The following is a 25630-nucleotide window of genomic DNA, read 5'->3' as shown; positions in this document are numbered from 1 at the left end:
AATCACATCTCCTTTTTTATTTTATTTAATACTCCATATAAGTAAATATCTGCTATATAATCCGGATATATATCATAAAAATCATTATCAAAATTCCTTTCTGTTATATTTGGTATAACATCTTTTAAAAGAAAATGTGAAAAGATCATTCCACTTAATGCAGGCCCTATTATTTCATATCTTATATTACTATCAAACCCTTTGAATTTTTCTATAAAAATTTTCCTTAAAATAATATTTTTTAATTTTTCTCTTCTAAGTTTAATAAGGTCTTTTTCTGTTTCTGGAATATATAACATAATAATTTTAAATAATTTTTCGTTTTTCTTCAAAACGTTTACTAATGATTTAATTGCTATTCTTATTCTATCCTCAAAGGGTTTTTCTTTAATATTATTTATATCTAAATTTTTATTCATTTCCTCAAAAAATACTTCTATAATTTCCTTTAAAATACCTTTTTTTGAACCAAAATAATAATTAATCATAGATTGGCTTACATTAGCTTTTTTAGCTATTTCTCTTACACCTGTACCATCAAAGCCTTTTTTTGAAAATAAGTCTATTGACGCTTTTAATATTTTATCTTTTATATAAATCCCTCCTTTTAATCGAACGTTCGATTAAATATACATTTTAATTATAATACTTTTTTTCTCTTTTGTCAAATAAAAAAATAGAGGCCTAGGCCTCTATTATAAAATATTTATAGATTTTTTATGATTTTAATACTGCTAAAGCTAATGATGCAAGTTTTGATTCTGCTGTATCTGCTCTTGATACTATTACTATAGGAGCTTTAGCACCTAATACAAGTCCGGCAATTTTTCCATTTGCGAGATAAACTGCTGATTTTCCCAATACATTTCCAGCGTGTATATCTGGAACCACTAAAATATCAGCATGACCTGCTACTTCGCTATTTATCTTTTTTATTTTTGCTGCTATTTCGCTTAAAGCATTATCTAATGCAAGTGGTCCATCTATTGTACATCCCTTTATTTGGCCCCTTTTATTCATTTGAGTTATTATTGCTGCATCAAGTGTTTCTGGCATATCTGGGTTTACTACTTCAACCGCAGCTAATAACGCAACTTTTGGGTTTTCTATTCCCATAGAATGTGCTAATCCGACAGCATTGTTAATAATTGCAACTTTTTGATCTAAAGTAGGTTTAATTATCATTCCACCATCTGTTACTAATTTTAATGAATCTAACCCTTCTGTTTCAATTATTGCAACATGACTTAAAACGCTTCCTGTTCTTAAACCCCATTCTTTATTTAAAACAGCTTTTAATAATTTTGATGTTTTTATTAAGCCTTTCATAACAATATCCGCTGCACCTGATGATACCAATCTTACACCTTGCTCTGCAGCTGCTTCTTCTGTTCTTGCATCAATTATATCAAATTCTTTTCCTATTTCCTTTAAATTCTCTTCAATTATTTCCTTTTTTCCTACTAAAACTGGTTCAATAAATCCTTCTTCATATGCTGCAGATACTGCTTTTAGTGCTTCTTTATCTTCGGCACCAACAACTACCACTCTTTTTTTACTAACAGTTTTTGCTTTTTCTATTACATCTTTTAATGTTTTCACTTATATTCCCCCTTGTATGTTAATATTATTGTCCTTCTCCAATATATAAATTAATTTCCTCATTATTAATATCTAAATTTGTTGCGCTATCTGTTATTATATATGGTTCAAAATTTTCAAGGTTGTGTTCTATATTTACTCCTGCATAAGCAACTGCAATTTTATATTCATTTGTTAAATCTAATTTTAATTTATTGAATTCATATTTCCCATCTTCATTTGAAATAGTTGAATATAATATTGTAGAATAATTTGTATCTGTTATTAATACTGTTCTATTTTTTTTAGGTGTTTGAGTAATTGAATTATCATATATATAACCAGATATATTAACATAATCAGCACTTGAATTTGCAACCATCCACGTTTTAAAATAAGGATTAAAATTAGTATCTCCTGTTAATGATAATCCAAGATCCAAGTCAATTATAACATCATATTTCCTATTCAAATTAAATTCTGAAGTATCTAATTCAAGTATAAACTTTGTTGATTCCACTGATAAAGTTTTACTCCCAATATCAATCGTTGAATCAAGTGTTATATTTATTTTAGCGTTCTTTAATGTATCATATACACTAATTTCTTTTATTTTTTTTAAATATCCTGCAAGTTGTAGGAAATCCTCTGATTGATTGGTTAAAAGTTCTATTTCTGTTGAATCAGAAGTAAATTTTATTTCCTTAATGTTTAATTTTGCTTCTTGAATATTTTCATTTGGGGAATCGGTTAAATAAAATGATAATATAGATTCACCAATGTTATCATTATTATTTGGCGAGAAACACGATGTTAAAATAAAAATTGTTATAATTAGTAAAAATGATATTTTATTCATAATACACCTCTAAATACTAAATAATAATATTTTTGTCTCTATTGCATTTAATTGTTCTTTACTAATAGAATATTCTTTTTCAACTTTTAATGTACTTAACATCATAAGATTTACGAAGTTTTCAACTGAACTAATCGGAAATTTTATATATTTGGTTCTAAAATGCATTGGTATTATCAATTTCGGGTTTATTTTTTTTGCTATTTCTTTTGCTTCGGTAGCATTTATTGTATAATATCCACCAACAGGAATCATTAAAATATCTACATCTTTTAATATAGATATTTTTTTGTCATTTGGGATTTCTCCTAAATCTCCACAATGAGCCATAGTTAATCCATCTGAAAATTTAAATTTAAAGATAATGTTTTCCCCTCTTTCACGACCTTTTAATTTGTCATGATATGTTTTTATTCCTGTTATTTTTACCCCTTTATGAAGATGTTCACCTACTGTGTTTATTAATTTATAATTTCCTTTAATAAGATGATGTGCATTATGATCAAAATGCTGATGACTTTCAGTTATTATATCTGGATTATAATTTGGTATAGGATAACCAACACTTTCATCAAACGGGTCTGTTAATATTTTTACATTTTGATAATCAATTCCAAAACATGAATGTCCAAACCATTTTATTTTCATCATTTCCCCCCTTTCTTAAATAAATTTTTATCTCTAAATAAGACTAAACAATAATGCTAGTATTAAAATAATTATAATTATTATATCGGCATATTTAGTATAAAATGTCGTTTTTGTTTCTAATGGAACATAAAAATTTTGCCCTATATATGTTTTTATTGGCAATGTTTCTATTATTCTTCCATATTTATCTATAATTCCACTAATACCTGTATTAGATACTTGAATAAATGTTCTTCTATTTTCTGCAGCTCGCATTACGGCTTTTGAAAAATGTTGTTTTAATGCTGTTTTATGACTAAACCAACCATCATTTGATATGGCTACTAAAAATTGAGCTCCATTTTTTACAAATTTTCTAGAAATTTCTGGAAAATATGTTTCAAAACAAATTTGAACACTAAATCTTTTATCATCTAAATCCAAAACTGTATAATCCTCTCCAGGAGTATAATAATTTACCAATTTAAAAAATGAAAATACTTTAAATAAATTTTCATATGGTAAAAATTCTGCAAATGGCATTAATTTTATTTTATTATATATTTTTTCTATTTCTCCATTTTTATTTAAATATAATGCGCTATTATAAAATTCTTTTTTTTCTGTGTTCACTGTAGGAAATCCAATTATCCAATTTTTTTCTGATATTTTTATTGCTTCCTGTATAATTCTAAATATCTCTGAACCTCTAATATCTCTTATAAAAACTGCTTCTGGCAATATAAGCAAATCAGACTTTTCATTGTGTTCTTGTAAATAATTTGATATTTCAACATAAGAACTCCATTGATTTTCTGAGTATTTTACTTCTTGGGGAACATTTGTTTGAAAAATACTAACTTTAATTGAATCTTCGTTTGTTTTTACAAAAGGTAATTTTTCTGAAATTGTAAAATTAATTACATATATTAATCCTACGATTACCACTATATATTTTATTCTTTCTCTATTAGGAACAAATGCTATTATAGAATTAACTATAAGAATTAATATTGTTAATCCTATGCTCCCCGTAAATGGTGTTATTTGTAAAAGACCTGTATACAAATATAATGCATCAGAAAGATTTGCTCCTGTAAAAGCGAAATCCCCAAAGTACTTTAATATTTCTGCTGCTGAATATGAAAATATTGAAAACAATAATAATGATTTAAAACTTATTACTCTGGACTTTCTAAAATATAATTCTCCTAAAAACCATATTATATAATAGGGTAATGTTAATATAAGAATCATCAATAAAAAGGATAAAAAACCTATATAACCAGGAAATGCATTTATTACCTCAGGTATATTTTTAGATAAAACAGGTATTTCCCACCATAGCGTGGAAAACATTAAAGAATAAGAGTATATGAATACTTTAATTAATCGTTCAAACGTTCCTTTAGATTTTGTAAATGAATATAAAAAAGGAGCAACTGAAAACCATATTAAAAATGAAAATAAATTTCCAGGCATTGATAAACCTGTTAATACCCCTGAAATCAAAGGAAGTAGATAATTCAAAATATCACTCCTCAAACTGAAAATCTACTACATGAAACGTAGACAATCTTTCATTTTTTGATTTTTTCCATATTATTTTTATTGGAGCTGCAAATTCTGGTTGTAATCTCCCTTTTTCAATCCAATATCTAGATTCTTCATTTCCATATATACCAGGATTTGCACTAACTACTAATTTCAATGGTTTATCTACAATGTATACTTCGTCTATACTTTCTTCATTTTCTAATATTTCTACAATTTCATCATATATTTCTTTTGGTGGATATGGTTTTATATTAATTAAAGCAATGTTTTTGGATAATGGTCCTATTATTTTTACATTTGCTATTTCTCTTTTATATTCATATCTATCCAAAATATCATGTATTATTTCATTTGCAAAAGATACAGCTCTTCCATGATAATCCATATTAATCAATAATTTTAAAAGATGCTTTAATTTACATCCCTCTCTGTGAGCATTTTCACCTACTCTTCTTATATTTAAATTGTATTTTTTTACAATCATTCTTAATTCATCTTTTGTTAAACCTATAATAGGTGAATATAAATTATTCATTACTTTTATACAAGTTTTTCCCCAGGAATCAGATTGATTTGCTCCTGTTGCTACTAAATTATCTCCTGCTACTGCTCTAACACCAGACATTTTTAATTTTTTTGTACATTGATTACAATTTGGCCCTTTCATCATTATTTTATATTGTGCTTGATGTTTGTCTGCAAATTCAATTTCTAATCCCAGTTCATCAGCTGTTTTTAAAACAGATTCTATGCTTTTTGAATATGCAAAAGGTCCAAATAAAACATTTACCAATTTCACTTTTTCTGGACCTAAAGCTTCTTTTGCTAAAAAAGCAGCTATAGTACTATCCATACCTCCTGAAAAAGCTATATATAATATATTATCTTTTACTATATTTTTTATCTCTGCCTTTATTTGTTCAATTTTTAAATTGAGACTTGTTTCCAATTCAATAATATTCCATCACTCCTTATCTCTAGAATTGCATAATTACCATCGCAAAATGCACCGGGATTTATACATCGAATTCCATTAATAATCGAATCATCTTTTCTATGAGAGTGTCCATATAATAATATATCTATATTTTGAAATCTATTTATTAATTTTTTTGGATCACCCCATCCTGCTTGATGACCATGAATAATTCCTATATTATAATTTCCAAGTTTTATAACTTTTTTTTCAGGTAACATATATTTTATATTGTATTCATCTACATTTCCAAAAACTCCATAAAATTCTGGACTATGAGACTTAAAATAATAAATAACATCTTCTTCGGTATAATCGCCCATTGATATTATATAATCAAATTGATTAATTCCAATTTTTTCAAGATTATCATACTTATTTCTTATTGGAATATGTATATCAGATATTAAAAGAATCCTCATACAATCACCTCAACTTATTATACCAAATTTATTTTAAACTTCTTATAACAAAATAATATACAAGTGATTGATTTTACCTCTTGATTAAATTGAATTTTTAAAGTATAATATATTTTGAGACGCACCTGTAGCTCAATTGGATAGAGCGTCGGACTTCGGATCCGCAGGTTGGGGGTTCAAATCCCTCCAGGTGCGCCAATTCCACTAATATATGTAGAAATAGTAGTAAAAAAAGGGAGGTAAGATTTATGGCAGAAGTAGAAGTATTGAAAGTTGCTGCAAATTCAAAACCTATAGCTATCGCTGGTGCATTAGCTGCAATTATAAGGGAAAAGGGGAAAGCTGAAATTCAAGCTATCGGTGCTGGTGCTGTTAATCAAGCTGTTAAAGCAGTTGCAATTGCAAGAGGTTATGTTGCACCAAGTGGTATTGACTTAGTATGCATACCTGCATTTGTTGATGTAAAAATTGATAGTGAAGAAAGAACTGCTATTAAATTTGTTGTTCAACCAAGATCATAGATAAAAAGTCCAGCTTTTTGCTGGACTTTTTATCTTATTTTATATTTCTATATTTTTTATTTTTCCTTGCATACTTAAAACATTTTTTATTACAGAATTTAAAGAACTTATAGTTTTAATAAGTATTGATATATCTTTTTTTGACATATTTAAATTCCCAAGATTTGATTCAAGATCAAGAATATTTGTATTTAATGCTTTTATTAATTCATTTAAAAAATATTCATTTTTTTCTAAAATATTCAATGAATTATCTGTTACATCTGCCACTATATTAAATAAATTGGAAATGTGATTTATTTTATCTAAAACATCTTTTATTTCATTAGATAGCTTTTTTATTCTATCATTAATTTGTTTAGCACTTTCATTTGTTTCCTCTGAAAGTTTTTGAATTTCTTCGGCAACTACCGCAAATCCTTTTCCATGTTCTTTCGCTTTTGCTGCTTCAATTGATGCATTTATAGATAAAATATTTGTTTTTCTAGCAATTTTATTTATATTTTTTGTTATTTCTTGAACTTCATCAAAACTATTTAATGCATTAGACACGATATTTATTGATTCATTTACATCAAATTTTACATCGTTTAAATTACCACCAATATCTTTTAATTTATTTATTATATTAGAGTTTATATCAGATATTTTGTTTTTTTCATTCTTACTATTTTCATACATTTTCTCAATTTCATTAGCAATAAAAGAGGTTTGTTCTATTGTATTTATAACCCGATTTCCTATTTCTTGTGTAATGTTATTTGCTTCTTCAAATCTTTCCCCTAATACTTCATCAAGATTTTCTATAAATGAGGTTAATATGCTTTCATGATAAACATTTTGAGCCAATTTTTCTATTGTATCTTTGAGAGATTGAATCTCCATAGAATCACTCCTAATATATTTGATTTAATATATCTATACCACATTTCAAATCTCTAAACCAATTTAAAAATTCTAAATATTCTTTTTTCTTAAATAACAATCCATGTTGTGGAACCATCATTTCAACATCTAATTTTGATACTCTTTCTATCCATTTTCTTGCTGCAATATTTGATGTCATATACCTTTTATGAAAAACTTCCATATATTTTACATAACTATTGAAATTTTCAACATATATATGTTCTGTTGATGGTTGAACAACACCTACTCCAATATCACCAGAAAAAAGGATTTTAGACGTTGGATCATACAAAGAAAAATTAGCTAAGGAATGTAAATAATGAGCTGGTATAATTTCCAAGAAACTTCCATCAGAAAATTCTATTTTTCCTCCTTTATCTTCAATGGGAACAAGCATGTCCAAATTAAATACTCCAAAATGGGGAAGGAACCTTTCCCATAATGCCGATATATATATTTTTGCATTTTCAAGGGTAGAGCTCCACAATGCAATTCCAGATGAAACATCTGGATCTTGATGAGTATAGAATATTGCCTTTATATTTTTAGTATCTATATTTTCAGATACATTTGCCAAAACTCTTGGAAAAACATGAACTCCTCCAGGATCCAATAATATACCTTCATTATTATGAATTATTAAAAATTGATTTGTAAAAATACCTTCAATATTATTTTTTTCTACACCTAAATATATAAACTTATGATTCTCATTTTCAAATAAAGTAATTGAACTCGACATATTATCACTCCTAAATAGAATTTTCTTCGAAGAAAAATTTGGTAATTCTAAAAATTGTTTCAAAAACTTCTGATTCTTCTTTTTCAATCGGAGTATCTCTTGAAATTGTTATATAATATTTTAAAACACCTTCCTTTAAATAAGGAACTATATATTTAATATTAAAAACATCATAATATGCTTTCTGTTCATCACTAAAATTAAAAATGTTATATATTTTTCCTTCATTCAAACCATTTTGCATATTATCATAGAACTCGATTTCTTCTGGTAAACTTAATCTACCCATTTTTTTTATTAATTGTTTTTCAGATGAATATAATCCTACTGTAGAAAAGAAGATTTCAGAAATACTGCTTAATAGTGTTTCTAAAAAATCTTTTTCTTCTATTTTTTTAGACAGCATTTTAACTATACTTTCTATACCCGAAAGTTGATATGATAATCTATCTATAATCATTTCAAGCCTATATTTTTCATATAACTCCTCTTCTTTATCAAATAACATACTTAATAATTTTATTAAGGTCTTATCTTCAAATTTTCCATCAAATAGTATATAAGTATTAAAAGGAAATTTAAGTATATTTATATCTTCAATTTTTACCAAAATTTCTTCAAAATTATCAAAAGATAATTGTTTAGGATTATAACCTTTAGAATCAAGAATTACCCATTTTTCTCCCTCTGATCTTACTATAATATTTTTAGAACTATTTGTTTCATTTTTTATCAGTTCACCAATAAGATTATAAAATGATGGTGTTCCAAGATATGCACCTAATTGATAAATTAAATATTTATTTTCCATTTTTCCATCCCCTTTTTAAATATTTACCCCTTCAAAGTTGTCATACAAAATATCGATATAGCTAGCTATCTTTCCTACTTCTGTAAGTATTTCTTTTGTATTAAATAAGAAGTTTTGTATGGATGCACTTATTTCTTCGGCAGTTGCAGCACTCTCTTCTGAAATAGCTAATAAACTTTCGATATTTTGCGTTGTATTTTCCAATGTTTTCTCTTCATTTTCAAGTTTTACAATTAAATCATTAATTTCAGCTGCTATCTGAGAAATTTTCTCACTTGATTTTTTGTTTTCTAAAGAACTCTTATTCAAAGTATCAGATTGATTTTTCATTTCTTCAAATTCATTTGTTAATTTCTCTGTTAATTCATTAATTCCTTCTGTTACTGTACCTAAAAATTCAGATATGTTATTAGCTGATTCTTTTGACTCTTCAGCTAATTTCCTTATTTCATCTGCAACTACAGCAAATCCTTTTCCACTTTCACCAGCCCTTGCTGCTTCTATTGCAGCGTTTAAGGCTAATAAATTTGTTTGTTCTGCTATACTCATTACAGTAGATGCTATTTCTTTTATTTGTTCTGCTTCTTTTTGTAATTTATCACCAAGATTTACTAATTCTTTAAATCTTTTACTCATTTCTAATATTCCAATAGATGAATTTTCAACATTTTTAGAAGATTTTAATATTTCATCTACAGCACTATTTAAAGATTTAACCATGTTACTTTCTTTATCAACTATTTCTGATAGTGTTTGAACATTAGAATTCACTGCCTCTGATACGTTTTCTGTATCATTGCTAATTTGAATTGATGTATCAGCAACTTGCTGAGCTAAATCTTGCATCGTATCTATTAAATCCTTTAAATTATGTGCTGATTCATTTACAGTATTTACTGCTCCTTCTATTTCTTGTACATCCCCAGTAACTCCAAGTAAAATTTTCCTAAATTCATCTGTTAATTCATAAGTAGAATCAGTTATTTCCTGTATTTCTTTAACTCCGTCGAGTTTAACAGGATAATCAAAGTTTTTATTTTTATAATTTTTTAATATATCAAGAATAACATTATGTCCTTTGCTATAATCTAATATTCCAATATATGATAAAATGAAAAAAATAACACCTGTTGTAATTGCTGCTGTAAAACTATTAGAAATATAAGTAAAAGATAACCATGAAATTAAAACTACTAATATCGGCATAATAAATAAATATACGCTTTTTAATGATTTAAATACGCCTAAGGATAAAATTTTAAATAAATTCATTTTTTCTATTTTTACATAAGGTCTTTCTGCTGTTAATTGAACTTTTAAATAGTTAAATTCTTCATCTTTTCCCTTATCAACAATTTCAATATCTATTTTTTCATTAAAGTGTTCTCCAACACCTTCAATTAAACCTAAAAAATAGTCAGAAAATTCCCTTTTTGATTTATATAATAAATACGCTTTAGTAGAAGTTATTGGTTCAAAAATAATTCTTGGAGGTAATATTCCCAATCTTCTAGTCAATAACATATGAATTGTATCCATTGCTGCTAAAAATGCTAGAGCAGACGGTTTTTTAAAAAATAGCGGATACCATTTATGGAATGTTTTGATATTTTCCTTTCCAGTTTTTCTCATCATTTCTGATCTTGTAACATTATTTTTTTCGGCTATCTCCGTTATTATTTTTTCCAATAAATTTTCATCAAAATCTTCTAAAAGAGAACCTTTTTCTTTTGGATTTACATTATTATTACTTAAAATTTCATCTATTTTTTCATCACCAAATAGTCTTTTCCATGTTTCAATCCATGTATAAACTAATAATTTTTTCATATTACCACCTCTGCATTTTTATTTATATTTTAATTATATCATAATTTATTTTTTTATGGTATAATATTTTTTAGTTCGGGGAGTAGCGCAGATGGTAGCGTGTCAAATTCGGGATTTGAAGGTCGCCGGTTCGAATCCGGTCTCCCCGACCATAATTAAAAACAAACTTTTAAAAAAATAAACCGGTTGACCCGGTCTATTTTTTATAACCTGTAATATTTCTTAAAAAATCATATCTTTTCTTTTTATCTTCTTCATCTTCTACTCCTAAAGGTGGATTTCCATCAACAACACCAATTACTCCTCTACCTAAATCTGTTTCTGCTACCAATACTTGTAGTGGATTTGCTGTTGCTGCAAATATATTAACTATTTCTTGTACTTGTTTTAATCTTGGTAAAATATTTATTGGATATCCATTTCTTATTATTAAGACAAAAAAATGGCCTGCTGCAACATTTTTAGCATTTTCAATAGCAATATTTATTAATTCCTCATCATTTCCATCAAATCTTATTAATCTTGGACCACTTGCTTCATTAAATGCCACTCCAAATTTCATTCCTGGCACTGTTGTTACAATTGTTTCATAAATATCTTCTATTGTTTTTATAAAATGTGACTGCCCAACTATCACATTACAATCAGAAGGAAATTTAATATCTACTGCTTCAATTTTCAAATTCATGTTTACCACCTCCGTTATTATTTATTTCATTCCATATTATATTTATTTCATTATGATATTTTTTAAAAGTTTCTAGGACATCTTTACGAAAGTATATAGGCTTTACTCTATCATCTCCATTAAGAATTATTTTAACGCTTTCTTCATGTGAAAATGCTTCTTTATATGATCTTTTTGCTCTTAAAGCATCATATATATCTGCTATTTTTACAATTGCTGCTTCAATAGGAATTTGTTCGCATTTTAATCCATATGGATATCCACTACCATCACAATTTTCATGATGATACAATGCTATATTTAAAGCCATATCAAAATATTTATCATCTTCAAACAAGTTTCTAGCATATATAGTATGTGTTTTCATTATTTCAAATTCTTCTTTTGTTAATTTTCCTTCTTTATTTAAAATATCATAAGGAACATAAACTTTACCTATATCATGTAATGGTGCGAATTTTCTAATTTTTTCTATAAATCTTTCATCAAAATTCATTTTTTTCGCTAAAAATGTTGATATTTCACCAACTCTATAAATATGTTTTCCTGTAATATCATCATGACCTTCTGCTATTGAGGCTAACTTTTCAGCAAATCTAAAATATATATTTTCTGTTCTTGTTATTTCATATTTTTTATATAAAAATATTTTTGCCAATTCTACATACGCTTCAAAAATTTCAATACTACTTTTTGAAAAACCTTTTTCATCTGGAGAATCTATTGATATAATTAAGAAAGATTTATCTATATTAGATATATACGTCAAAGCATATTTATATGGTTTAGTTGCTAATTTTAATTTTTCAAAATCATCTTTATTCATATATTTTTTATCTTTATCTAAAATTTGATCAAATTTTAAAAGATTAACCTTATTAATAGATGATTCATCAATTTCTACATTCATTCTTATATTTTTTAAAATACTAATATTATGTCCGACAGATGCGATATATTCCCATTTCCCATTTTTTATTATTGATATGCTTCCATATTTTGCTTCTTCAATATGATTTATAGCATATTTTAATATAGATTCATAGTATTTTTCTATACTTAAATTATTTTTATCCAGCAAAGATATAAGATTAATTATTTCAAAAAACATGTTATTAACCTTTTCCAATTTGTTATACATATCCTTTATTCTATCTGTTAAAAGATTAAAGTTTAACATAGTTGCTATAGATGATCCTATAAATTTTTCATAATTTTTTGATATTTCATGTATTTCTTTGATTTTGTATTTTTTAGAAAAATTCGGAACCCTTTTTTTCTTTAAATCTAGTGAAAATGATTTCATAGAATCTGAAATTTCACTTATTGGAATAACAATATTTTTTACTAAAATTTTCCCATACATATACTCTAAAACTACTAGAAAAAATAAGACTATAAAAAAATAAATATAAGATTTCATTATGAGTTCTGCTTTTAAAAATCCCAGATCATATACATAAAGTAAATATAGATCATTTTCTATTTTATGATATGTATAAATATAATTTTTATCCTTTATTAAATCAAAAGTTTTATTAAACTTCAAATTAGATATATTTATTTGATAGGTACTTTCTGATTTTTTGTGTATTTCTTTATTAAATAAAACTTTACCATTTTTTATTATCGAATATTGATACAAATTATTTAATATTGTAGAATCCAATATTTTGATTATTTTTTCATTATTTAAATCAAAACCTATAACTCCCAATAAATTTTTATCATTTTTCAATGCTTTTGATAAGGTTATTACTAATTCAGTTTTTTCTACATCAGCAAAAGAGCTTGAAATCACAACATTATTACTTTCTAAAGCTTCTCTATACCATTCTTTTTCTTTAGGAGTAAATTTTGATGGAATATTTATTTCCGGATAAGTTGATATATTTCCATTAATATCTGCAAAATAAACATATTTTAAATTTTCACCATTTAATAAATATATTTTTTTTAAAATATCAGATTTTAAAAAGTCTTGTGTTTCTACAAATGTTATATTATTTGAAATATTATTTAGAATAAGTTTTTCATTATCTATAAAATTACGTATATTAGAAGAGATTATTTCTATATTATTTTTTATTACATTAATTCTATTATTTATTTCTTTTCTATAAGAGAGGTAGAAGAATATATTTCCTATTATAAATATAATAAGGAATAAATATAATGTCACTCTATTAAAAAATTCCTTTATTCCCATAAAAGCAACTCCTAATCTTCCTAGTTAATTATTTTTATAATTATTATATCATATTTTTTTTAACATTATAAAAATAGGGCGCAATATGCGCCCTATTAAAATATCTTAATCTTCTAATTTTTTATAAACAAACCACCAATCATAACCTTCATAATTCTTCAATCTTTCTTCAGCAGATTTAACATCAGAAGCTGGTGGAACTATAACCTTATCTCCTATTAATTCATTATTTGGCCAATTTGCAGGCATTGCTGCTTTTGATTTATCAGATAATTGTAATGCTTTAACTGCTCTAACAATTTCATCTAAATTTCTTCCTAATTCTGGTGGATAGTAAATAATTGCTCTAACTACTCCATTTGGATCAACAATAAATACGGCCCTTACTGTATGAGATGCTGATGCATGTATTAATCCTAATCTTTCTGCAACCTTTCCTCTATCATCTGCAATAACAGGATATTGAATTTCCACTCCCAATTTTTCCTTAATCCAGTTAATCCAACTAATGTGTGAAAAAACCTGATCAATACTTAATCCTATCAATTCTGTATTTATTTTTTTAAACTCATCATATCTTTTTTGAAAACCAACAAATTCTGTCGTACATACTGGTGTAAAATCTGCAGGATGACTGAATAATACAAACCATTTACCTTTAAATGCTTCTGGTAATTTCATTTTTCCATGAGTTGTTACTACCTCTAATTCTGGGAATTTTTCTCCTATCAATGGAATTCTATTTTCCATTTTACCACCTCCAAATTTTATTATAATTTTATAATGATTTCATTTTTATTATAACTCTTTTTTTGGTTTAAGTCAACTATAAAATATTAAAAAAAATTTGCAAGTATATTAAAAAAAGCAGCTGATTCCTCAGCCGCTTAATTATAATTATTCTGGTTTATTATTCAATATTTTTTCAATTTCTTCCATTACTTCATCTGAAAGTTTTTCTTTTATTTCAACTGCTTTCATATTATCTTTAACTTGTTCCACTCTACTTGCACCTGTTATAACTGTTGAAACATTTTTATTTTTTAATAACCACGCTAATGCTAATTGAGCCATTGTTGCATCTAAATCCTTTGCAATTACTGATAATTTCCTTACTTTTTCTATATTTTCATCAGATAATAATCCTTTTTCTTTCATATTATCTGCCAGTCTTGAGAATTTAGCTAATCTACTATCTTCTGGGATTCCATCATTGTATTTTCCTGTTAAAATTCCACTTGCTAATGGACTCCATGTTGTTAAACCTAATCCATACTTTTCATATAATGGTTTAAATTCTTTTTCAACTTTTTCTCTTACAAACATATTATATTGTGGTTGCTCCATAGTTGGCGGAATACAGTTCAATTCTTTTGCTGCTTTAAAAGCTGATTCTATTTGTTCAGCACTCCATTCGGATGTTCCCCAGTACATTGCTAATCCATTTCTAATTATATAATCCATAGCTAAAACACTTTCTTCAATTGGAGTTTCTGGATCTGGTCTATGACAGAAAATTAAATCCACATAATCTAATTGTAATCTTTTTAAAGAATTCCATGTACCTTCAAGTAAATGTTTTCTTGATAAACCTCTGTCATTGGGACCATTTCCTCCCCAAAATATTTTTGTAGAAATAACCAAATCTGTTCTTCTATATTCTTTTAAAGCCATACCCATCAATGATTCTGAAAGACCGTTTGCATATGCTTCTGCATTATCAAAGAAATTTACACCATGATTAAATGCCTCTTTCATACAAGCTTTTACATTTTCAACATCTAATTGATTACCAAATGTAAGCCATGAACCAAATGATAATTCACTTACTTTAATCCCTGCTTTTCCAAGTCTTCTATATTCCATTTTAATACCCCCTTGAATTTTGGTTAGTTATACTAATTATAACATATTTAAAATTAAAATCAAAACAAAAATTATAAAAATTCTTCAAATGTTTTAGGAAGTATGGTATTTTCTAATTTTCTTTGGTTAAATATATATCTTCCGTCACAAACAAATCCAAGGTCTTCCCAATCTACATTATTTAACATATCTCTAAATTTAATTATATTTATTTCCTTTTTAGGAAATATTCCTAATATACTTCCATCATAATATATTGATTCATGTATAAAAAATGGTTTTTTATCCCGTGTTCTACTATTTACATATACTCGAGGTTTATTTGAAATATAAAATTCTCTTCCCCATTTATACCAATTATTTTCATTAAATTTTCTTATTTTTCTTTTTAACAACTCTTTTTTATATTTTTTTATGTGTTCATTAACAATATTATAAATCATTTTTTTTGTTTTTCCTGTTCTTTTTGTATATGAACATACTACTTCTACATTTCCACTTTCATGTGTGAAAATATTATCTGCTCCACTCACTCCACCTACTTTAACATATGCAATATCTTTTAACTGTATTGTATAATTTTTATTTTTTAAGAATAGAAAATGTCCATCAATATTATAAAAGTATCTTGTTTCGCCATTATAATTTACTTTTCTATCAAAATTGTTTTTTTCATATCTCCATATTACAACATTAGGGGAAAATTCATAACCAAAAATTCTTTCATCACCAAACTCTATAACATCTGTAATCGTGCCATTTTTATATAATAAATTATTTAATTTAATAGCAGAAGTTAAGCTAAAAAAATCCCTTGGAGTAATAAATATAATTTCTCCTTTATCTGTTAAATGCAGAAAAGACTTATATATAAAAAATAAAAACAGATTTGATCTTTTATCAAAAAATTCCATAGGTAATTTTTTTTTCGTTGTTGATATTATATCTTTAAAGGCAACATATGGTGGATTACCTATTATAGTATCAAATTTTTCACTTAAAGAGTAATCAAAAAAATCCATCTTAAAACAATTAGAAACTTTAATATTCTTTTCTATTCCAACTATATTTTTTCCGTTTAACAAACGTAAAAAAACACCATCCCCACAGGATGGTTCTAAAATTCTATTTCCATTTTTTATTAATTTAATCATTATTTTTGCTATTGATTCTGGTGTAAAAACCTGACCTAATTTCTTAATTTTATAACTTTCTTTCGCCATTATTTTCTCCTATTGTATTACTATAAATAAATTATAAATGCTCCTAAAATTAGAAATATTGTTCCAATTACTCTTATTGCAACTTTTTCTTTAAAAATAAATTTTGCAAAAAAAGCTGTAACTAATGCAGAAATCATAGATACGGGTTCAGCAATGCTTACATCAACATATTTAAACATATTCAATAAAGCTATATATGAATAAGCATTTGATATTCCACCATTAATTAAATGGGAAGTTTTTCTTTTTATTATAGAAATATGGGGCTTTATTGATTTATATTTTATCACAGTAACTATAAAAAAATATATACTTACAATTAAATATATAGAAATCGAATAGCTTAATGAACTTATATTTCTAACAAAATATCCATCAATTGTTCTTCCTATTGCCATTAAGCTCGATGATATTAACATAGCCAAAGCACCTTTACTTTTAAAAATATTTTTATATGATTCCCTTAAGTTTATATCTTTTTTTAAATAAGATATTCCATATATCATTAATAAACTACCTATTATCTTTGTTATTGTTATTTTTTCATTTAAAAATATCGCTGTTGTTATAATCAAAAATATAACGTTCATATTGTATAATGGTGCAATAACAGAAGCATCTTCATTTGCAAGAGCATATACATATAAGAAAAAAGATAAAGAATATATGCTTCCACTAAATACAGCTGCTTTTAATGAAGTTAATGAAATATATCCAAAAAATGGGAAAAATGCTAAAAAAGAAAAAAAGAAAAAAGCCCATGAAGAAAGTATTTCATCTTCATGGGTTGCTATTTTTTTTCCTGCAATTCTTTCATATCCTAATAATGTTATTCTTATGATAAACCATAAATACACCATTTTAATCATCCCAAAGCATTATCAAGTATCATCATTAATAAAAATCCTACTATTAATGAAAATGTTGCAGCTCTTTCATAACCATGGGAATGGGTTTCTGGAATAATTTCATCGCTAATTACATATAACATTGCTCCAGCAGCTAATGCTAAGAAAAATGGTAAAGCTGGTCTCATTAAAACAATAAATCCTGCTCCTACTATTCCTCCTATTGGTTCTACCCAACCAGAAAATGCTGAATACCAAAAAGCCTGTTTTTTAGTATAACCAGCCTTTAAAAAAGATACTGCAGTTGCTGTTCCTTCAGGTATATTTTGAATACCTATAGCTGTTGCAACAATTATACCATTTTTTATCATTTCTGTTGTTCCACCACCAAAACTTACACCAACAGCCATACCTTCAGGAAAATTATGCAAGGTTATAGCAATAACAAATAACCATACTTTTTTTACAACAGCCATATTGGGACCTTCATGACCTTTTAAAAAATGTTCATGTGGAGCAAATGTGTCCATTAATTCTAAAATTACAGCCCCTACAATTATACCTATTACTGTAATAGTTATTCCACCCAAATCAATAGCTGGAACTATTAAAGAAAACATTGTTGCAGCTAACATAACTCCTGCGGCAAATCCCAAAGCCATATCCAATTGCTTTTCAGTCATTGATTTTTTCATAAAAAATATTGGTAAAGCACCTAAAGCTGTAGCACTACCAGCTATTAAACTTGCTAATGCGCCATAAGTAAAAATTTGACTTCCGCTTAATTCCATATGTTTACCTCCCATTCATTTAATTTTATTATTAATTATACTATATATTTGTAATTATTTCAAATTATTATTTAATATATTTTAAAAACAGCAGGCTTTCACCTGCTGTTTTTAAAACTCATATTCTCCCTTTAAAAATGGAATTGGAATATATGGTTTCATATCTCTATCTTCTTCCCATGATCTTTTTCCTGCACTTATTGGAAGTATAAAATTTCCTGATAATGATAGATTTATACTATTATCTTTTAATGGAAATCCATATTTTATTTCAAATCCTGATAAATATAGCTGTTCATATTGATATGGAATAACTATCAAAACTCTACTATTGAGTCCTATTGATAATTTCTTTGTGATAAAATAGTTTATATTTATCGACGGTGAAAACAGAAAATTCCATTGATCTGATTTTTTTTCATCAGGTCCAAAAATAAATCCTAAAGATCCACCTATTTGTACATTATCCATATTATAGTAAATACCAAAATATGGGAATAATGTTCCTGATAAAGCTATTCCAATTGAATAGGTAAAATCTGCCGAAAATGAGAATATCGATAAAATCAAAACAAAAATAATAATGATTCTTTTCATTATATTCACTCCTTTCTTAGAGTTTGAAAACCCAAAAACAATAATGGAGTTACTATTAAAGAAAAGGTTAATATTTGTGCAGAATCTACCTCGCTTTTAAATATAAGATAAGTTAAAAGTCCAGCTGCTCCAAAAAATATTGTTGCACCTAAAATTCTATATTTTATAGATAACCACGTTGACAATAATATTAATAACCATGGTAACATTTCAATTATCGTTACTATTGAAAATCCATGAGATAAAACTGTAAATATTGATAATATTAAAAATATTGTATATCCTGTTCTTTTAATAACCTTTTCCCTGTTGAACATATAACCAATATATAACAAGTTTTTCAATAATAATGGAAATAATGTATAGAAGATTAATATTTCTTTTTCTGGTATAAAATCCATTGTTAGAAAAAATGCGGTTGCACCTATAAGAATATACAATGTAATATTTGATGTTTTATACCTTAAATATCTATCCATTTCATCTACCCTTTTGGAAAATATATCTTTATATATTTCTATTAATATAACTATTAAATATAACAGTGAAAACCAGAAATTTATTGATACTAATATAGTTATTAAAAATAAAAGAGATATTTCAATTATAAACATATATTTTCTCACCTCAGTTCACCCCTTTCTATTAAATGATTCTCATCCATTTCTTCTCTTTCTAAAATAAATAAATCTTCTACTTTACAATTAAAAAAATATGCTAATTTTAAAGCTAATAATACTGATGGAGAATATTTTCCTTTTTCTATATAATTAATTGTTTGTCGTGAAACACCTATTTTTTTTGCTAATTCTTCTTGAGTTATATTAAACATTGCTCTATATACCTTTAATTTATTTTTCATAAAATCTCCTCCATATTTTCTTCTAATTATATTTTACAACTTTAATTGACATTTTGTCAAGTATTTTTGACATATTATATTAAAAAATAATGAATATTTTATGAATATTCATTATTATACAGAAAGTATTTTAAAATTGTTATTCTTGTCAATACCTAACGCTGTTAATTTTCCACCATATACACATCCAGTATCTATATCAATACTTATAATATCATTTTCTATTTTATGAAAATATACTTCATATTTTCCTGTTATATAAAAAGTTGGCGTATGCCCATGTATTATTATATATTCTTTATATTTTCTGTTTACTAGAAAAAAATCTTCTCTTATCCATATTAAATCTCTTTCTCTTTGCTTTTTTAAATCTATATCATGTCTAACTCCTGCGTGAACAAATAGATATTTTTGCTTATTTATTTGTTCAATATGATATTTTTTAAATGATTTTATAAATTCTATATATTTTAATTCAATATTATTTTTAAAGCTTTTTAATGTAGACATTCCACCATTTCTAAACCATACATCTGGAGAATAAATTCCATGTTTTTCCATATAATCAATCACCATATCTTCATGATTGCCTTTTAAAAAAATAGCCCTGTTTTTTAATTTAAATAGCAAATCGAGGACCAATTTCGAATCTGGTCCTCGATCAATATAGTCCCCTAAGAAAATGATTTTATCATTTTCTGGAATTCTTTGTATTAACTTAATCAATTTATTATACATTCCATGAATATCAGATATCGTCCATATCATAATTTAAAAAATAATTTTCATTATTAACATCCAAATGGATGAAATTATAACTCCATAAATAGGAGAAAAAAGCCATTCCTTTGATTTTTCTTTTACAACAAAAAATCTATAAATAAGTCCAGCTAATATAGCTACTAATACCCACTCAATTTTAAATTTACTTAAAAATATATATATTGCTAATCTTTCTGAAGCTCCTGCTGTATCTTTTATTTGAGGATCTATTATATTAAATGTTCTTTCTATAAAGGATCCAAAACTTGTTGCCAACATCATGCCTATTAAATAATAGATAAATTCGTTTGAGATATAAGAATTAGAATACACGTTAAAGAATATCAAATTTATAACCAATGCTCCAAATAAATATAATAATTCTCTTTTAAATGTTGTTCCCTTTGTTCTATATATATCTATGAATATATGATAAGACACCAATATCAAAAAAGCTATTATTCCTAATGGTGTTTTTAAAGAATCAAATGTAAAAGCTAAAATAGCTACGATACTCCATACAATATGAGTAATTAAATTATTTTTTATTTTTAACTTATCAGAATAAACATTTGAAAATGCATGATCTGCAACAAAATGTGACAAAAATCCATGCAATGATATCATATTATTTCACCTGCTTTTTTGCCACCATTTCTTCTACGAAATATTGATGAACTGATGGATCATCTTCTATTTCAGGATGAAATGATGCTGCCAATATATTTTCCTGTCTCACAAGAACAGGAGCATCTCTAAATTCTATTAGTTTTTCAATATTATCACTATATTTTACAATTTTAGGTGCTCTTATAAATGTAACTTTAATTTTTTTTCCTTGAAAATCTAATATTTCTTCAAAAGAAAATACTTGTCTTCCATAAGCATTTCTTTCAACATAAATATCAATTAATCCTAATGTTTCTTGTTGTGGATAATTTTTTATTCCTTTTGATACAACTATCATACCTGCACATGTTCCAAATATTGGAAATCCTTCATGAGCTTTTCTTTTTAATTCTTCCCAAAGACCTGTTTTTTTCATTAATTTTGATATTGTTGTACTTTCCCCACCTGGAATTATTAAACCTTTAACTTCGTTTAAGGTTTCTATAGATTTAACTTTAACAGGTGTATGTCCAATTTTTTCAATCATATTTGCGTGTTCTCGGATATCTCCTTGAACTGCTAATACACCTATTTTCAATATTACCAACCTCTTTCTTGTAAATGAACATCTAATTGTTCTATTTCTAATCCTTCCATTGCTTCTCCAATATCTTCACTTATTTTAGCTAGCTTTTCTGGATCGTCATAATGTAATACAGCTTCAACTATTGCTTTTGACATTTTCTTTGGTTCTTTTGATTTAAATATACCAGAACCTACAAATACACCATCTGCTCCTAATAACATCATTAATGCTGCATCTGCAGGTGTTGCTACACCACCAGCTGCAAAGTTGACTACAGGTAATCTTCCTAATTTCTTAACTTCTGCCACTAAATCAACAGGTGCACCTATTTGCTTTGCATATGTTACTAATTCTTCTTCTGGCATATTTTGAACCAATCTAACTTCATCCATAACTTGTCTCATATGTTTTACAGCCTCAACAACATTACCTGTTCCAGCTTCACCTTTTGTTCTAATCATTGCTGCACCTTCTGCTATTCTTCTTAAAGCTTCACCTAAATTTCTTGCTCCACAAACAAAAGGAACTTTATAATCATGTTTATTTATATGATATTTATCATCTGCTGGTGTTAAAACCTCTGATTCATCTATAAAATCTACTCCTAAAGCTTCTAATATTCTTGCTTCAGCAATATGACCTATTCTCACTTTCGCCATAACAGGAATTGAAACTGCTTCCATTATTTCTTTAATTTTTGAAATACTTGCCATTCTAGCAACTCCACCAGCTTTTCTAATATCTGCTGGAACTCTTTCAAGAGCCATAACAGCAACTGCACCAGCTTCTTCTGCAATTTTTGCTTGTTCTGCAGTTGTAACATCCATTATAACTCCATTTTTAAACATTTCTGCAAAACCTTTTTTTACAACCCATGTACCTTTTTCCATTTTATATTCCTCCTTTTATTTATTCTTCCCAATATTTTTTAGAAACTTTACTTAATCTTGATAAATCTCCTTTTTCTCTACCTACTTTAGCGCAATGTTTACCATTTACTTCTACTATATCTGCTGTAAAGTCTATTTTTTCTTTTAATAATTTTGAACCCACCCCATAACTATCAACAGGAACATTTAATTTTTCAAACAATTCTATTTTTTTCTCATCAAATCCACCAGAAACTAATATTTTTAAGTCTTTTAATCCGTTATTATCAAAAATTTGTCTTGCACGCCATACTAATTCAGGATTTACTCCCAATGATGATTCATCTTTTGGTATAACACTTTTATCTCTTAAACTACCAGATGTATCAAATCTTACACCCCATATTTTATTTTTTCCTGGTCCTATTATTATTGATGGATCTGTAATACCTGGTTTATATTTTTCACCTGTTATATATTCATAAAACCTTGCAACTAATTTTAATGTTGTTCCAATAACATCATTTTCCCAATCTACCAATACTATTCTATTTACATTCGCATCTATATGTTTGTCAAATGCTATTGCTGCTTCAGTTGTGTCTCCATTATATGAGGCTATTAATGCATGCGGTATTGTCCCCATTGATTTAACTCCCCAATAATCCGCATTAGCATCAGTTGAAACTCCAAAAGCTCCAGCTTTTAAAGCAGCATATCCATCTGTAGCTTGTACCCAAAAATGATCGAATCTTGCACTAAAAAATAGTATTGGTTTCCCATTTGCTACCTCAACTACTTTCTTTACCGATGTTGCAGTTGATGTTGCTCTAGCCAAAACACCTAACAACACTGTTTCTAAATAACCAAAATAGGAAGGATCTCCTTCTATTGTTAAAACCGGCTCCATATTTTTGGCCTCATCACCATCATATAATGCTTTTACCTCTATTTCATCCCATTTATCAACCCATAAATCATTTAAAAGCATTCTTAAATCCCATTTTTTAGAGGTTATATCTAATAATTCTTCTTTATCCATTTTATGAGCAGCATTTTGAAGTGCTTTTTCTAAATTAATTATTTCATTAAATAATTCTTTAGCTTTTTCTTCATTCCTATAATAACCTGTCCCAAATCTTAAAATAGCTAAAGCTTCATCTATACCAACAATAACAGCATCTTTCCTTGGAAAATACTGATATAATACATTTACGTGTTTATTATCTTTTTTTAATACTTCAACATACCTTGTGAAATATTTATCTGAATAATATCCCATTCTTATTCTATCTATCGGAACTTTAAATATTTTAGGATGTAATCTTTTATACATTTTAATCACCTCAAATTAATTATATATTTAAATTTATTCTTAAATGTTTTATATTCGTTAAAGTTTGTTACACTAAATAACTTTATTTTTTCTTATTCGTACTCCTTCAATTGTTAATAAATATTTTTTTAAATCCTCTCCACCACCATACTTTCCTACTCTTCCATCACTTTTTATCACTCTATGACATGGGAAGATAAGTGGAATTCTATTTTTTGCCATCACTGTTCCTACAGCTCTTGCTGCATCAGGATATCCTGCTAAAATAGCTAACCCTTTATATGAAATGACATTACCAAATTTTACTTTTTTTAAAGACAATAAAATTTTTTTTTCAAATTCATTCCTAAAAACTATTTTATATGGTAATTCTTCTAAAACATCATTACCTTTTAAATATTCTTTTATTTTGTAATAAAAATCTGTAGTATATGTATTATAAAAATCATCTAAAACACTATTTGTTAAATCTATTTGTACAATTTTATTGTTTTTTACATATCCTATTATACTACCAACATTAGTAGATACTATAAACTTATTCATGTAATCATCTCCTAAATATTTTTCTTAAATAGTATACCAGAAAAATATTTATATTCATATATTTATTTATTTCAAATATAGCCAAATATTTATTGATATGCCTTAATAATATAATATTATGAAAATTTTTTCATATATATTGAGATTATAACTTATTTATTCATTTAATATTTTTCTAAGGAAACTCTAAGCAAATACTAAGTTTCCTTTAAGTTTTTTAAGTTATTATATCAGTGTCGAAAGACAATAACTAAAAAAATAAAACAAATTTATGGAGGTGTTATTATGAAAAAATTTTTAACTGTATTATTAGTAGGTGGATTGATGGCAGGTTCTATTTTTGCTTTTAATGCTAGTGCTCCTAGAGTTAATCAAAATCCAGAAGTTGCACCAATGTATCAAAATACTCAAGAGGTTAGAGGAAGATACATGTTTTCTGAAGATGAAATGATTACACTAAATGGTACTATTGATTCAATTGAAGAAAATAAAGATTTTCCTGGCATGTTAGAAATCAAAATAAAAACAGAAAGTGGAGATTTGGTAGAAATTCATGCTAATTCTTATTTTGCTAAAGATTTAGAAGTTGGAAAAAGTATAGAAGTTAAAGGATGGGAAATTATATTTAACGATGAAAAAGTTTTTAGACCTGTTGAAACTAAAATTGATGGTGAAGATGTTGTATTAAACGGATACAGAGGTTCTGCTAGAAACATGGGTGTTGCTATGCCTGGATACGCTCCTAATTCTGTAAATAATTTTAGAGGTAATATGAGACAAGCTCCAATGAAAAATTCACAAAGAAATTTTCAAATGCCTCATGCACAACCACAACACGGTGGATATATGGGAAATCAAAATTTCAGAAGACCTATGAATTATCAAAATCAAATGCCTGGCTATAATCCACAAACACAACCTATGCCAAGAGGTAGATGGTGAAAATTAAACTCTAATATAATCTAATAAAATCTACCGGGGGTTTTCTCCCGGTAGATTA

29 protein-coding genes and 2 tRNA genes are annotated in these 25630 nt (G+C 26.5%); 4 read left to right on the top strand and 27 right to left on the bottom strand.

All coding sequences use genetic code 11. From position 1 onward, the window contains the following. Positions 1–2: 2 nt before the first annotated feature. From ACYQ44_RS07345 to ACYQ44_RS07315, 7 genes are all read right to left on the bottom strand, one after another. Positions 3–581: a TetR/AcrR family transcriptional regulator gene (locus ACYQ44_RS07345; RefSeq protein ID WP_459996349.1), complete on the bottom strand. Its 579-nt coding sequence runs from the start codon at positions 579–581 to the stop codon at positions 3–5. A 136-nt stretch (positions 582–717) separates the two neighbouring features. After that, complete coding sequence (locus ACYQ44_RS07340) at positions 718–1602, bottom strand: bifunctional enoyl-CoA hydratase/phosphate acetyltransferase (protein WP_459996337.1); 885 nt, start codon at positions 1600–1602, stop codon at positions 718–720. A gap of 25 nt (positions 1603–1627) precedes the next feature. Further along, positions 1628–2440 (bottom strand): DUF4382 domain-containing protein, encoded by an 813-nt coding sequence (locus ACYQ44_RS07335; RefSeq protein WP_459996336.1) that lies wholly within the window; start codon positions 2438–2440, stop codon positions 1628–1630. 9 nt (positions 2441–2449) lie between these two features. Then, a complete protein-coding gene (locus ACYQ44_RS07330; RefSeq protein WP_459996335.1) occupies positions 2450–3088 on the bottom strand; it encodes an MBL fold metallo-hydrolase in 639 nt (212 codons plus the stop codon). A gap of 33 nt (positions 3089–3121) precedes the next feature. Continuing rightward, positions 3122–4600 carry an apolipoprotein N-acyltransferase gene (gene lnt, locus ACYQ44_RS07325; RefSeq protein ID WP_459996334.1) on the bottom strand — a complete coding sequence of 493 codons (1479 nt, stop codon included), beginning with the start codon at positions 4598–4600 and terminating at the stop codon, positions 3122–3124. A gap of 4 nt (positions 4601–4604) precedes the next feature. After that, positions 4605–5576 carry an adenine nucleotide alpha-hydrolase family protein gene (locus ACYQ44_RS07320; protein WP_459996332.1) on the bottom strand — a complete coding sequence of 324 codons (972 nt, stop codon included), beginning with the start codon at positions 5574–5576 and terminating at the stop codon, positions 4605–4607. Then, on the bottom strand, positions 5555–6025 hold the full coding sequence (locus ACYQ44_RS07315) for a metallophosphoesterase family protein (RefSeq protein ID WP_459996331.1): 471 nt from the start codon (positions 6023–6025) through the stop codon (positions 5555–5557). Before ACYQ44_RS07315 ends, ACYQ44_RS07320 begins: the two co-directional genes overlap by 22 nt. 121 nt (positions 6026–6146) lie before the next feature. On the opposite strand from ACYQ44_RS07315, the gene ACYQ44_RS07310 reads away from it, so the two are divergent. Further along, positions 6147–6223 (top strand) — tRNA-Arg (locus ACYQ44_RS07310). Positions 6224–6273: 50 nt separating this feature from the next. After that, entirely contained in the window at positions 6274–6546 is a 273-nt protein-coding gene (locus tag ACYQ44_RS07305; RefSeq protein ID WP_047266852.1) for a stage V sporulation protein S, read from the top strand. 39 nt (positions 6547–6585) lie between these two features. On the opposite strand, the gene ACYQ44_RS07300 is transcribed toward ACYQ44_RS07305, so the two are convergent. The 4 genes from ACYQ44_RS07300 to ACYQ44_RS07285 are packed head-to-tail and all read right to left on the bottom strand — an operon-like array spanning position 6586 to position 10838. After that, positions 6586–7431 carry a methyl-accepting chemotaxis protein gene (locus ACYQ44_RS07300; protein ID WP_459996329.1) on the bottom strand — a complete coding sequence of 282 codons (846 nt, stop codon included), beginning with the start codon at positions 7429–7431 and terminating at the stop codon, positions 6586–6588. A 10-nt stretch (positions 7432–7441) separates the two neighbouring features. Then, complete coding sequence (locus ACYQ44_RS07295; protein ID WP_459996328.1) at positions 7442–8197, bottom strand: oxygen-binding di-iron domain-containing protein; 756 nt, start codon at positions 8195–8197, stop codon at positions 7442–7444. A 10-nt stretch (positions 8198–8207) separates the two neighbouring features. Continuing rightward, positions 8208–9008 (bottom strand): hypothetical protein, encoded by an 801-nt coding sequence (locus ACYQ44_RS07290; protein ID WP_459996327.1) that lies wholly within the window; start codon positions 9006–9008, stop codon positions 8208–8210. 15 nt (positions 9009–9023) lie between these two features. Further along, positions 9024–10838, bottom strand: coding sequence for a heme NO-binding domain-containing protein (locus tag ACYQ44_RS07285; protein WP_459996325.1), 1815 nt, complete (start codon positions 10836–10838; stop codon positions 9024–9026). 76 nt (positions 10839–10914) lie between these two features. Here ACYQ44_RS07285 and ACYQ44_RS07280 point away from each other — a divergent pair. Further along, positions 10915–10990, top strand: a tRNA-Pro gene (locus ACYQ44_RS07280). Between the two features lie 44 nt (positions 10991–11034). Here ACYQ44_RS07280 and ACYQ44_RS07275 read toward each other — a convergent pair. The 16 genes from ACYQ44_RS07275 to ACYQ44_RS07200 all read right to left on the bottom strand — a co-directional run bounded on the left by ACYQ44_RS07275 (position 11035) and on the right by ACYQ44_RS07200 (position 24630). Next, positions 11035–11526: an adenosine-specific kinase gene (locus ACYQ44_RS07275; protein ID WP_459996324.1), complete on the bottom strand. Its 492-nt coding sequence runs from the start codon at positions 11524–11526 to the stop codon at positions 11035–11037. Further along, complete coding sequence (locus ACYQ44_RS07270; protein ID WP_459996323.1) at positions 11510–13735, bottom strand: HD domain-containing phosphohydrolase; 2226 nt, start codon at positions 13733–13735, stop codon at positions 11510–11512. The genes ACYQ44_RS07275 and ACYQ44_RS07270 overlap by 17 nt, the downstream gene beginning before the upstream one ends. Positions 13736–13840: 105 nt before the next feature. Continuing rightward, on the bottom strand, positions 13841–14485 hold the full coding sequence (locus tag ACYQ44_RS07265) for a peroxiredoxin (protein WP_459996322.1): 645 nt from the start codon (positions 14483–14485) through the stop codon (positions 13841–13843). A 147-nt stretch (positions 14486–14632) separates the two neighbouring features. Further along, positions 14633–15601: a potassium channel beta subunit family protein gene (locus ACYQ44_RS07260; protein WP_459996320.1), complete on the bottom strand. Its 969-nt coding sequence runs from the start codon at positions 15599–15601 to the stop codon at positions 14633–14635. Between the two features lie 71 nt (positions 15602–15672). Then, positions 15673–16824, bottom strand: coding sequence for an Eco57I restriction-modification methylase domain-containing protein (locus tag ACYQ44_RS07255; protein ID WP_459996319.1), 1152 nt, complete (start codon positions 16822–16824; stop codon positions 15673–15675). 20 nt (positions 16825–16844) lie between these two features. Beyond that, the gene (locus ACYQ44_RS07250) at positions 16845–17693 is read right to left on the bottom strand and encodes an EamA family transporter (protein WP_459996317.1); all 849 of its coding nucleotides are present in this window, start codon (positions 17691–17693) and stop codon (positions 16845–16847) included. Continuing rightward, positions 17690–18463 carry a ZIP family metal transporter gene (locus ACYQ44_RS07245; RefSeq protein WP_459996315.1) on the bottom strand — a complete coding sequence of 258 codons (774 nt, stop codon included), beginning with the start codon at positions 18461–18463 and terminating at the stop codon, positions 17690–17692. Before ACYQ44_RS07245 ends, ACYQ44_RS07250 begins: the two co-directional genes overlap by 4 nt. 111 nt (positions 18464–18574) lie before the next feature. Beyond that, complete coding sequence (locus ACYQ44_RS07240) at positions 18575–19060, bottom strand: hypothetical protein (protein WP_459996313.1); 486 nt, start codon at positions 19058–19060, stop codon at positions 18575–18577. Positions 19061–19065: 5 nt separating this feature from the next. Further along, a complete protein-coding gene (locus ACYQ44_RS07235; protein WP_459996311.1) occupies positions 19066–19674 on the bottom strand; it encodes a hypothetical protein in 609 nt (202 codons plus the stop codon). Positions 19675–19682: 8 nt separating this feature from the next. Then, positions 19683–19922 (bottom strand): helix-turn-helix transcriptional regulator, encoded by a 240-nt coding sequence (locus tag ACYQ44_RS07230; protein ID WP_459996310.1) that lies wholly within the window; start codon positions 19920–19922, stop codon positions 19683–19685. A 114-nt stretch (positions 19923–20036) separates the two neighbouring features. Next, positions 20037–20690 (bottom strand): metallophosphoesterase family protein, encoded by a 654-nt coding sequence (locus ACYQ44_RS07225; protein WP_459996309.1) that lies wholly within the window; start codon positions 20688–20690, stop codon positions 20037–20039. A gap of 3 nt (positions 20691–20693) precedes the next feature. Further along, complete coding sequence (locus ACYQ44_RS07220; protein ID WP_459996307.1) at positions 20694–21311, bottom strand: hypothetical protein; 618 nt, start codon at positions 21309–21311, stop codon at positions 20694–20696. Position 21312: 1 nt separating this feature from the next. Next, entirely contained in the window at positions 21313–21891 is a 579-nt protein-coding gene (gene pdxT / locus ACYQ44_RS07215) for a pyridoxal 5'-phosphate synthase glutaminase subunit PdxT (RefSeq protein WP_459996305.1), read from the bottom strand. Between the two features lie 2 nt (positions 21892–21893). After that, positions 21894–22769 (bottom strand): pyridoxal 5'-phosphate synthase lyase subunit PdxS, encoded by an 876-nt coding sequence (gene pdxS / locus ACYQ44_RS07210; protein WP_459996304.1) that lies wholly within the window; start codon positions 22767–22769, stop codon positions 21894–21896. A 19-nt stretch (positions 22770–22788) separates the two neighbouring features. After that, positions 22789–24084, bottom strand: coding sequence for a nicotinate phosphoribosyltransferase (locus tag ACYQ44_RS07205; protein ID WP_459996302.1), 1296 nt, complete (start codon positions 24082–24084; stop codon positions 22789–22791). A gap of 72 nt (positions 24085–24156) precedes the next feature. Then, positions 24157–24630 carry a methylated-DNA--[protein]-cysteine S-methyltransferase gene (locus ACYQ44_RS07200; RefSeq protein ID WP_459996300.1) on the bottom strand — a complete coding sequence of 158 codons (474 nt, stop codon included), beginning with the start codon at positions 24628–24630 and terminating at the stop codon, positions 24157–24159. A 285-nt stretch (positions 24631–24915) separates the two neighbouring features. On the opposite strand from ACYQ44_RS07200, the gene ACYQ44_RS07195 reads away from it, so the two are divergent. Further along, complete coding sequence (locus ACYQ44_RS07195; protein WP_459996299.1) at positions 24916–25572, top strand: hypothetical protein; 657 nt, start codon at positions 24916–24918, stop codon at positions 25570–25572. The last annotated feature ends 58 nt before the right edge of the window (positions 25573–25630 follow it).

The sequence above is a fragment of the Marinitoga arctica genome, assembly GCF_054657315.1.
The sequence above is the reverse complement of the archived record's forward strand: the minus strand, read 5'-3'. Positions and strand labels throughout refer to the sequence as shown.

Bases quoted from the DNA above. Each gene is read 5' to 3' on its own strand.
- ACYQ44_RS07335 (WP_459996336.1), bottom strand. From the start codon at position 2,440: ATGAATAAAATATCATTTTTACTAATTATAACAATTTTTATTTTAACA.
- ACYQ44_RS07330 (WP_459996335.1), bottom strand. From the start codon at position 3,088: ATGAAAATAAAATGGTTTGGACATTCATGTTTTGGAATTGATTATCAA.
- ACYQ44_RS07315 (WP_459996331.1), bottom strand. From the start codon at position 6,025: ATGAGGATTCTTTTAATATCTGATATACATATTCCAATAAGAAATAAG.
- ACYQ44_RS07305 (WP_047266852.1), top strand. From the start codon at position 6,274: ATGGCAGAAGTAGAAGTATTGAAAGTTGCTGCAAATTCAAAACCTATA.
- ACYQ44_RS07300 (WP_459996329.1), bottom strand. From the start codon at position 7,431: ATGGAGATTCAATCTCTCAAAGATACAATAGAAAAATTGGCTCAAAAT.
- ACYQ44_RS07295 (WP_459996328.1), bottom strand. From the start codon at position 8,197: ATGTCGAGTTCAATTACTTTATTTGAAAATGAGAATCATAAGTTTATA.
- ACYQ44_RS07290 (WP_459996327.1), bottom strand. From the start codon at position 9,008: ATGGAAAATAAATATTTAATTTATCAATTAGGTGCATATCTTGGAACA.
- ACYQ44_RS07285 (WP_459996325.1), bottom strand. From the start codon at position 10,838: ATGAAAAAATTATTAGTTTATACATGGATTGAAACATGGAAAAGACTA.
- ACYQ44_RS07275 (WP_459996324.1), bottom strand. From the start codon at position 11,526: ATGAATTTGAAAATTGAAGCAGTAGATATTAAATTTCCTTCTGATTGT.
- ACYQ44_RS07270 (WP_459996323.1), bottom strand. From the start codon at position 13,735: ATGGGAATAAAGGAATTTTTTAATAGAGTGACATTATATTTATTCCTT.
- ACYQ44_RS07265 (WP_459996322.1), bottom strand. From the start codon at position 14,485: ATGGAAAATAGAATTCCATTGATAGGAGAAAAATTCCCAGAATTAGAG.
- ACYQ44_RS07260 (WP_459996320.1), bottom strand. From the start codon at position 15,601: ATGGAATATAGAAGACTTGGAAAAGCAGGGATTAAAGTAAGTGAATTA.
- ACYQ44_RS07255 (WP_459996319.1), bottom strand. From the start codon at position 16,824: ATGGCGAAAGAAAGTTATAAAATTAAGAAATTAGGTCAGGTTTTTACA.
- ACYQ44_RS07250 (WP_459996317.1), bottom strand. From the start codon at position 17,693: ATGATTAAAATGGTGTATTTATGGTTTATCATAAGAATAACATTATTA.
- ACYQ44_RS07245 (WP_459996315.1), bottom strand. From the start codon at position 18,463: ATGGAATTAAGCGGAAGTCAAATTTTTACTTATGGCGCATTAGCAAGT.
- ACYQ44_RS07240 (WP_459996313.1), bottom strand. From the start codon at position 19,060: ATGAAAAGAATCATTATTATTTTTGTTTTGATTTTATCGATATTCTCA.
- ACYQ44_RS07235 (WP_459996311.1), bottom strand. From the start codon at position 19,674: ATGTTTATAATTGAAATATCTCTTTTATTTTTAATAACTATATTAGTA.
- ACYQ44_RS07230 (WP_459996310.1), bottom strand. From the start codon at position 19,922: ATGAAAAATAAATTAAAGGTATATAGAGCAATGTTTAATATAACTCAA.
- ACYQ44_RS07225 (WP_459996309.1), bottom strand. From the start codon at position 20,690: ATGATATGGACGATATCTGATATTCATGGAATGTATAATAAATTGATT.
- ACYQ44_RS07220 (WP_459996307.1), bottom strand. From the start codon at position 21,311: ATGATATCATTGCATGGATTTTTGTCACATTTTGTTGCAGATCATGCA.
- pdxS (WP_459996304.1), bottom strand. From the start codon at position 22,769: ATGGAAAAAGGTACATGGGTTGTAAAAAAAGGTTTTGCAGAAATGTTT.
- ACYQ44_RS07205 (WP_459996302.1), bottom strand. From the start codon at position 24,084: ATGTATAAAAGATTACATCCTAAAATATTTAAAGTTCCGATAGATAGA.
- ACYQ44_RS07200 (WP_459996300.1), bottom strand. From the start codon at position 24,630: ATGAATAAGTTTATAGTATCTACTAATGTTGGTAGTATAATAGGATAT.
- ACYQ44_RS07195 (WP_459996299.1), top strand. From the start codon at position 24,916: ATGAAAAAATTTTTAACTGTATTATTAGTAGGTGGATTGATGGCAGGT.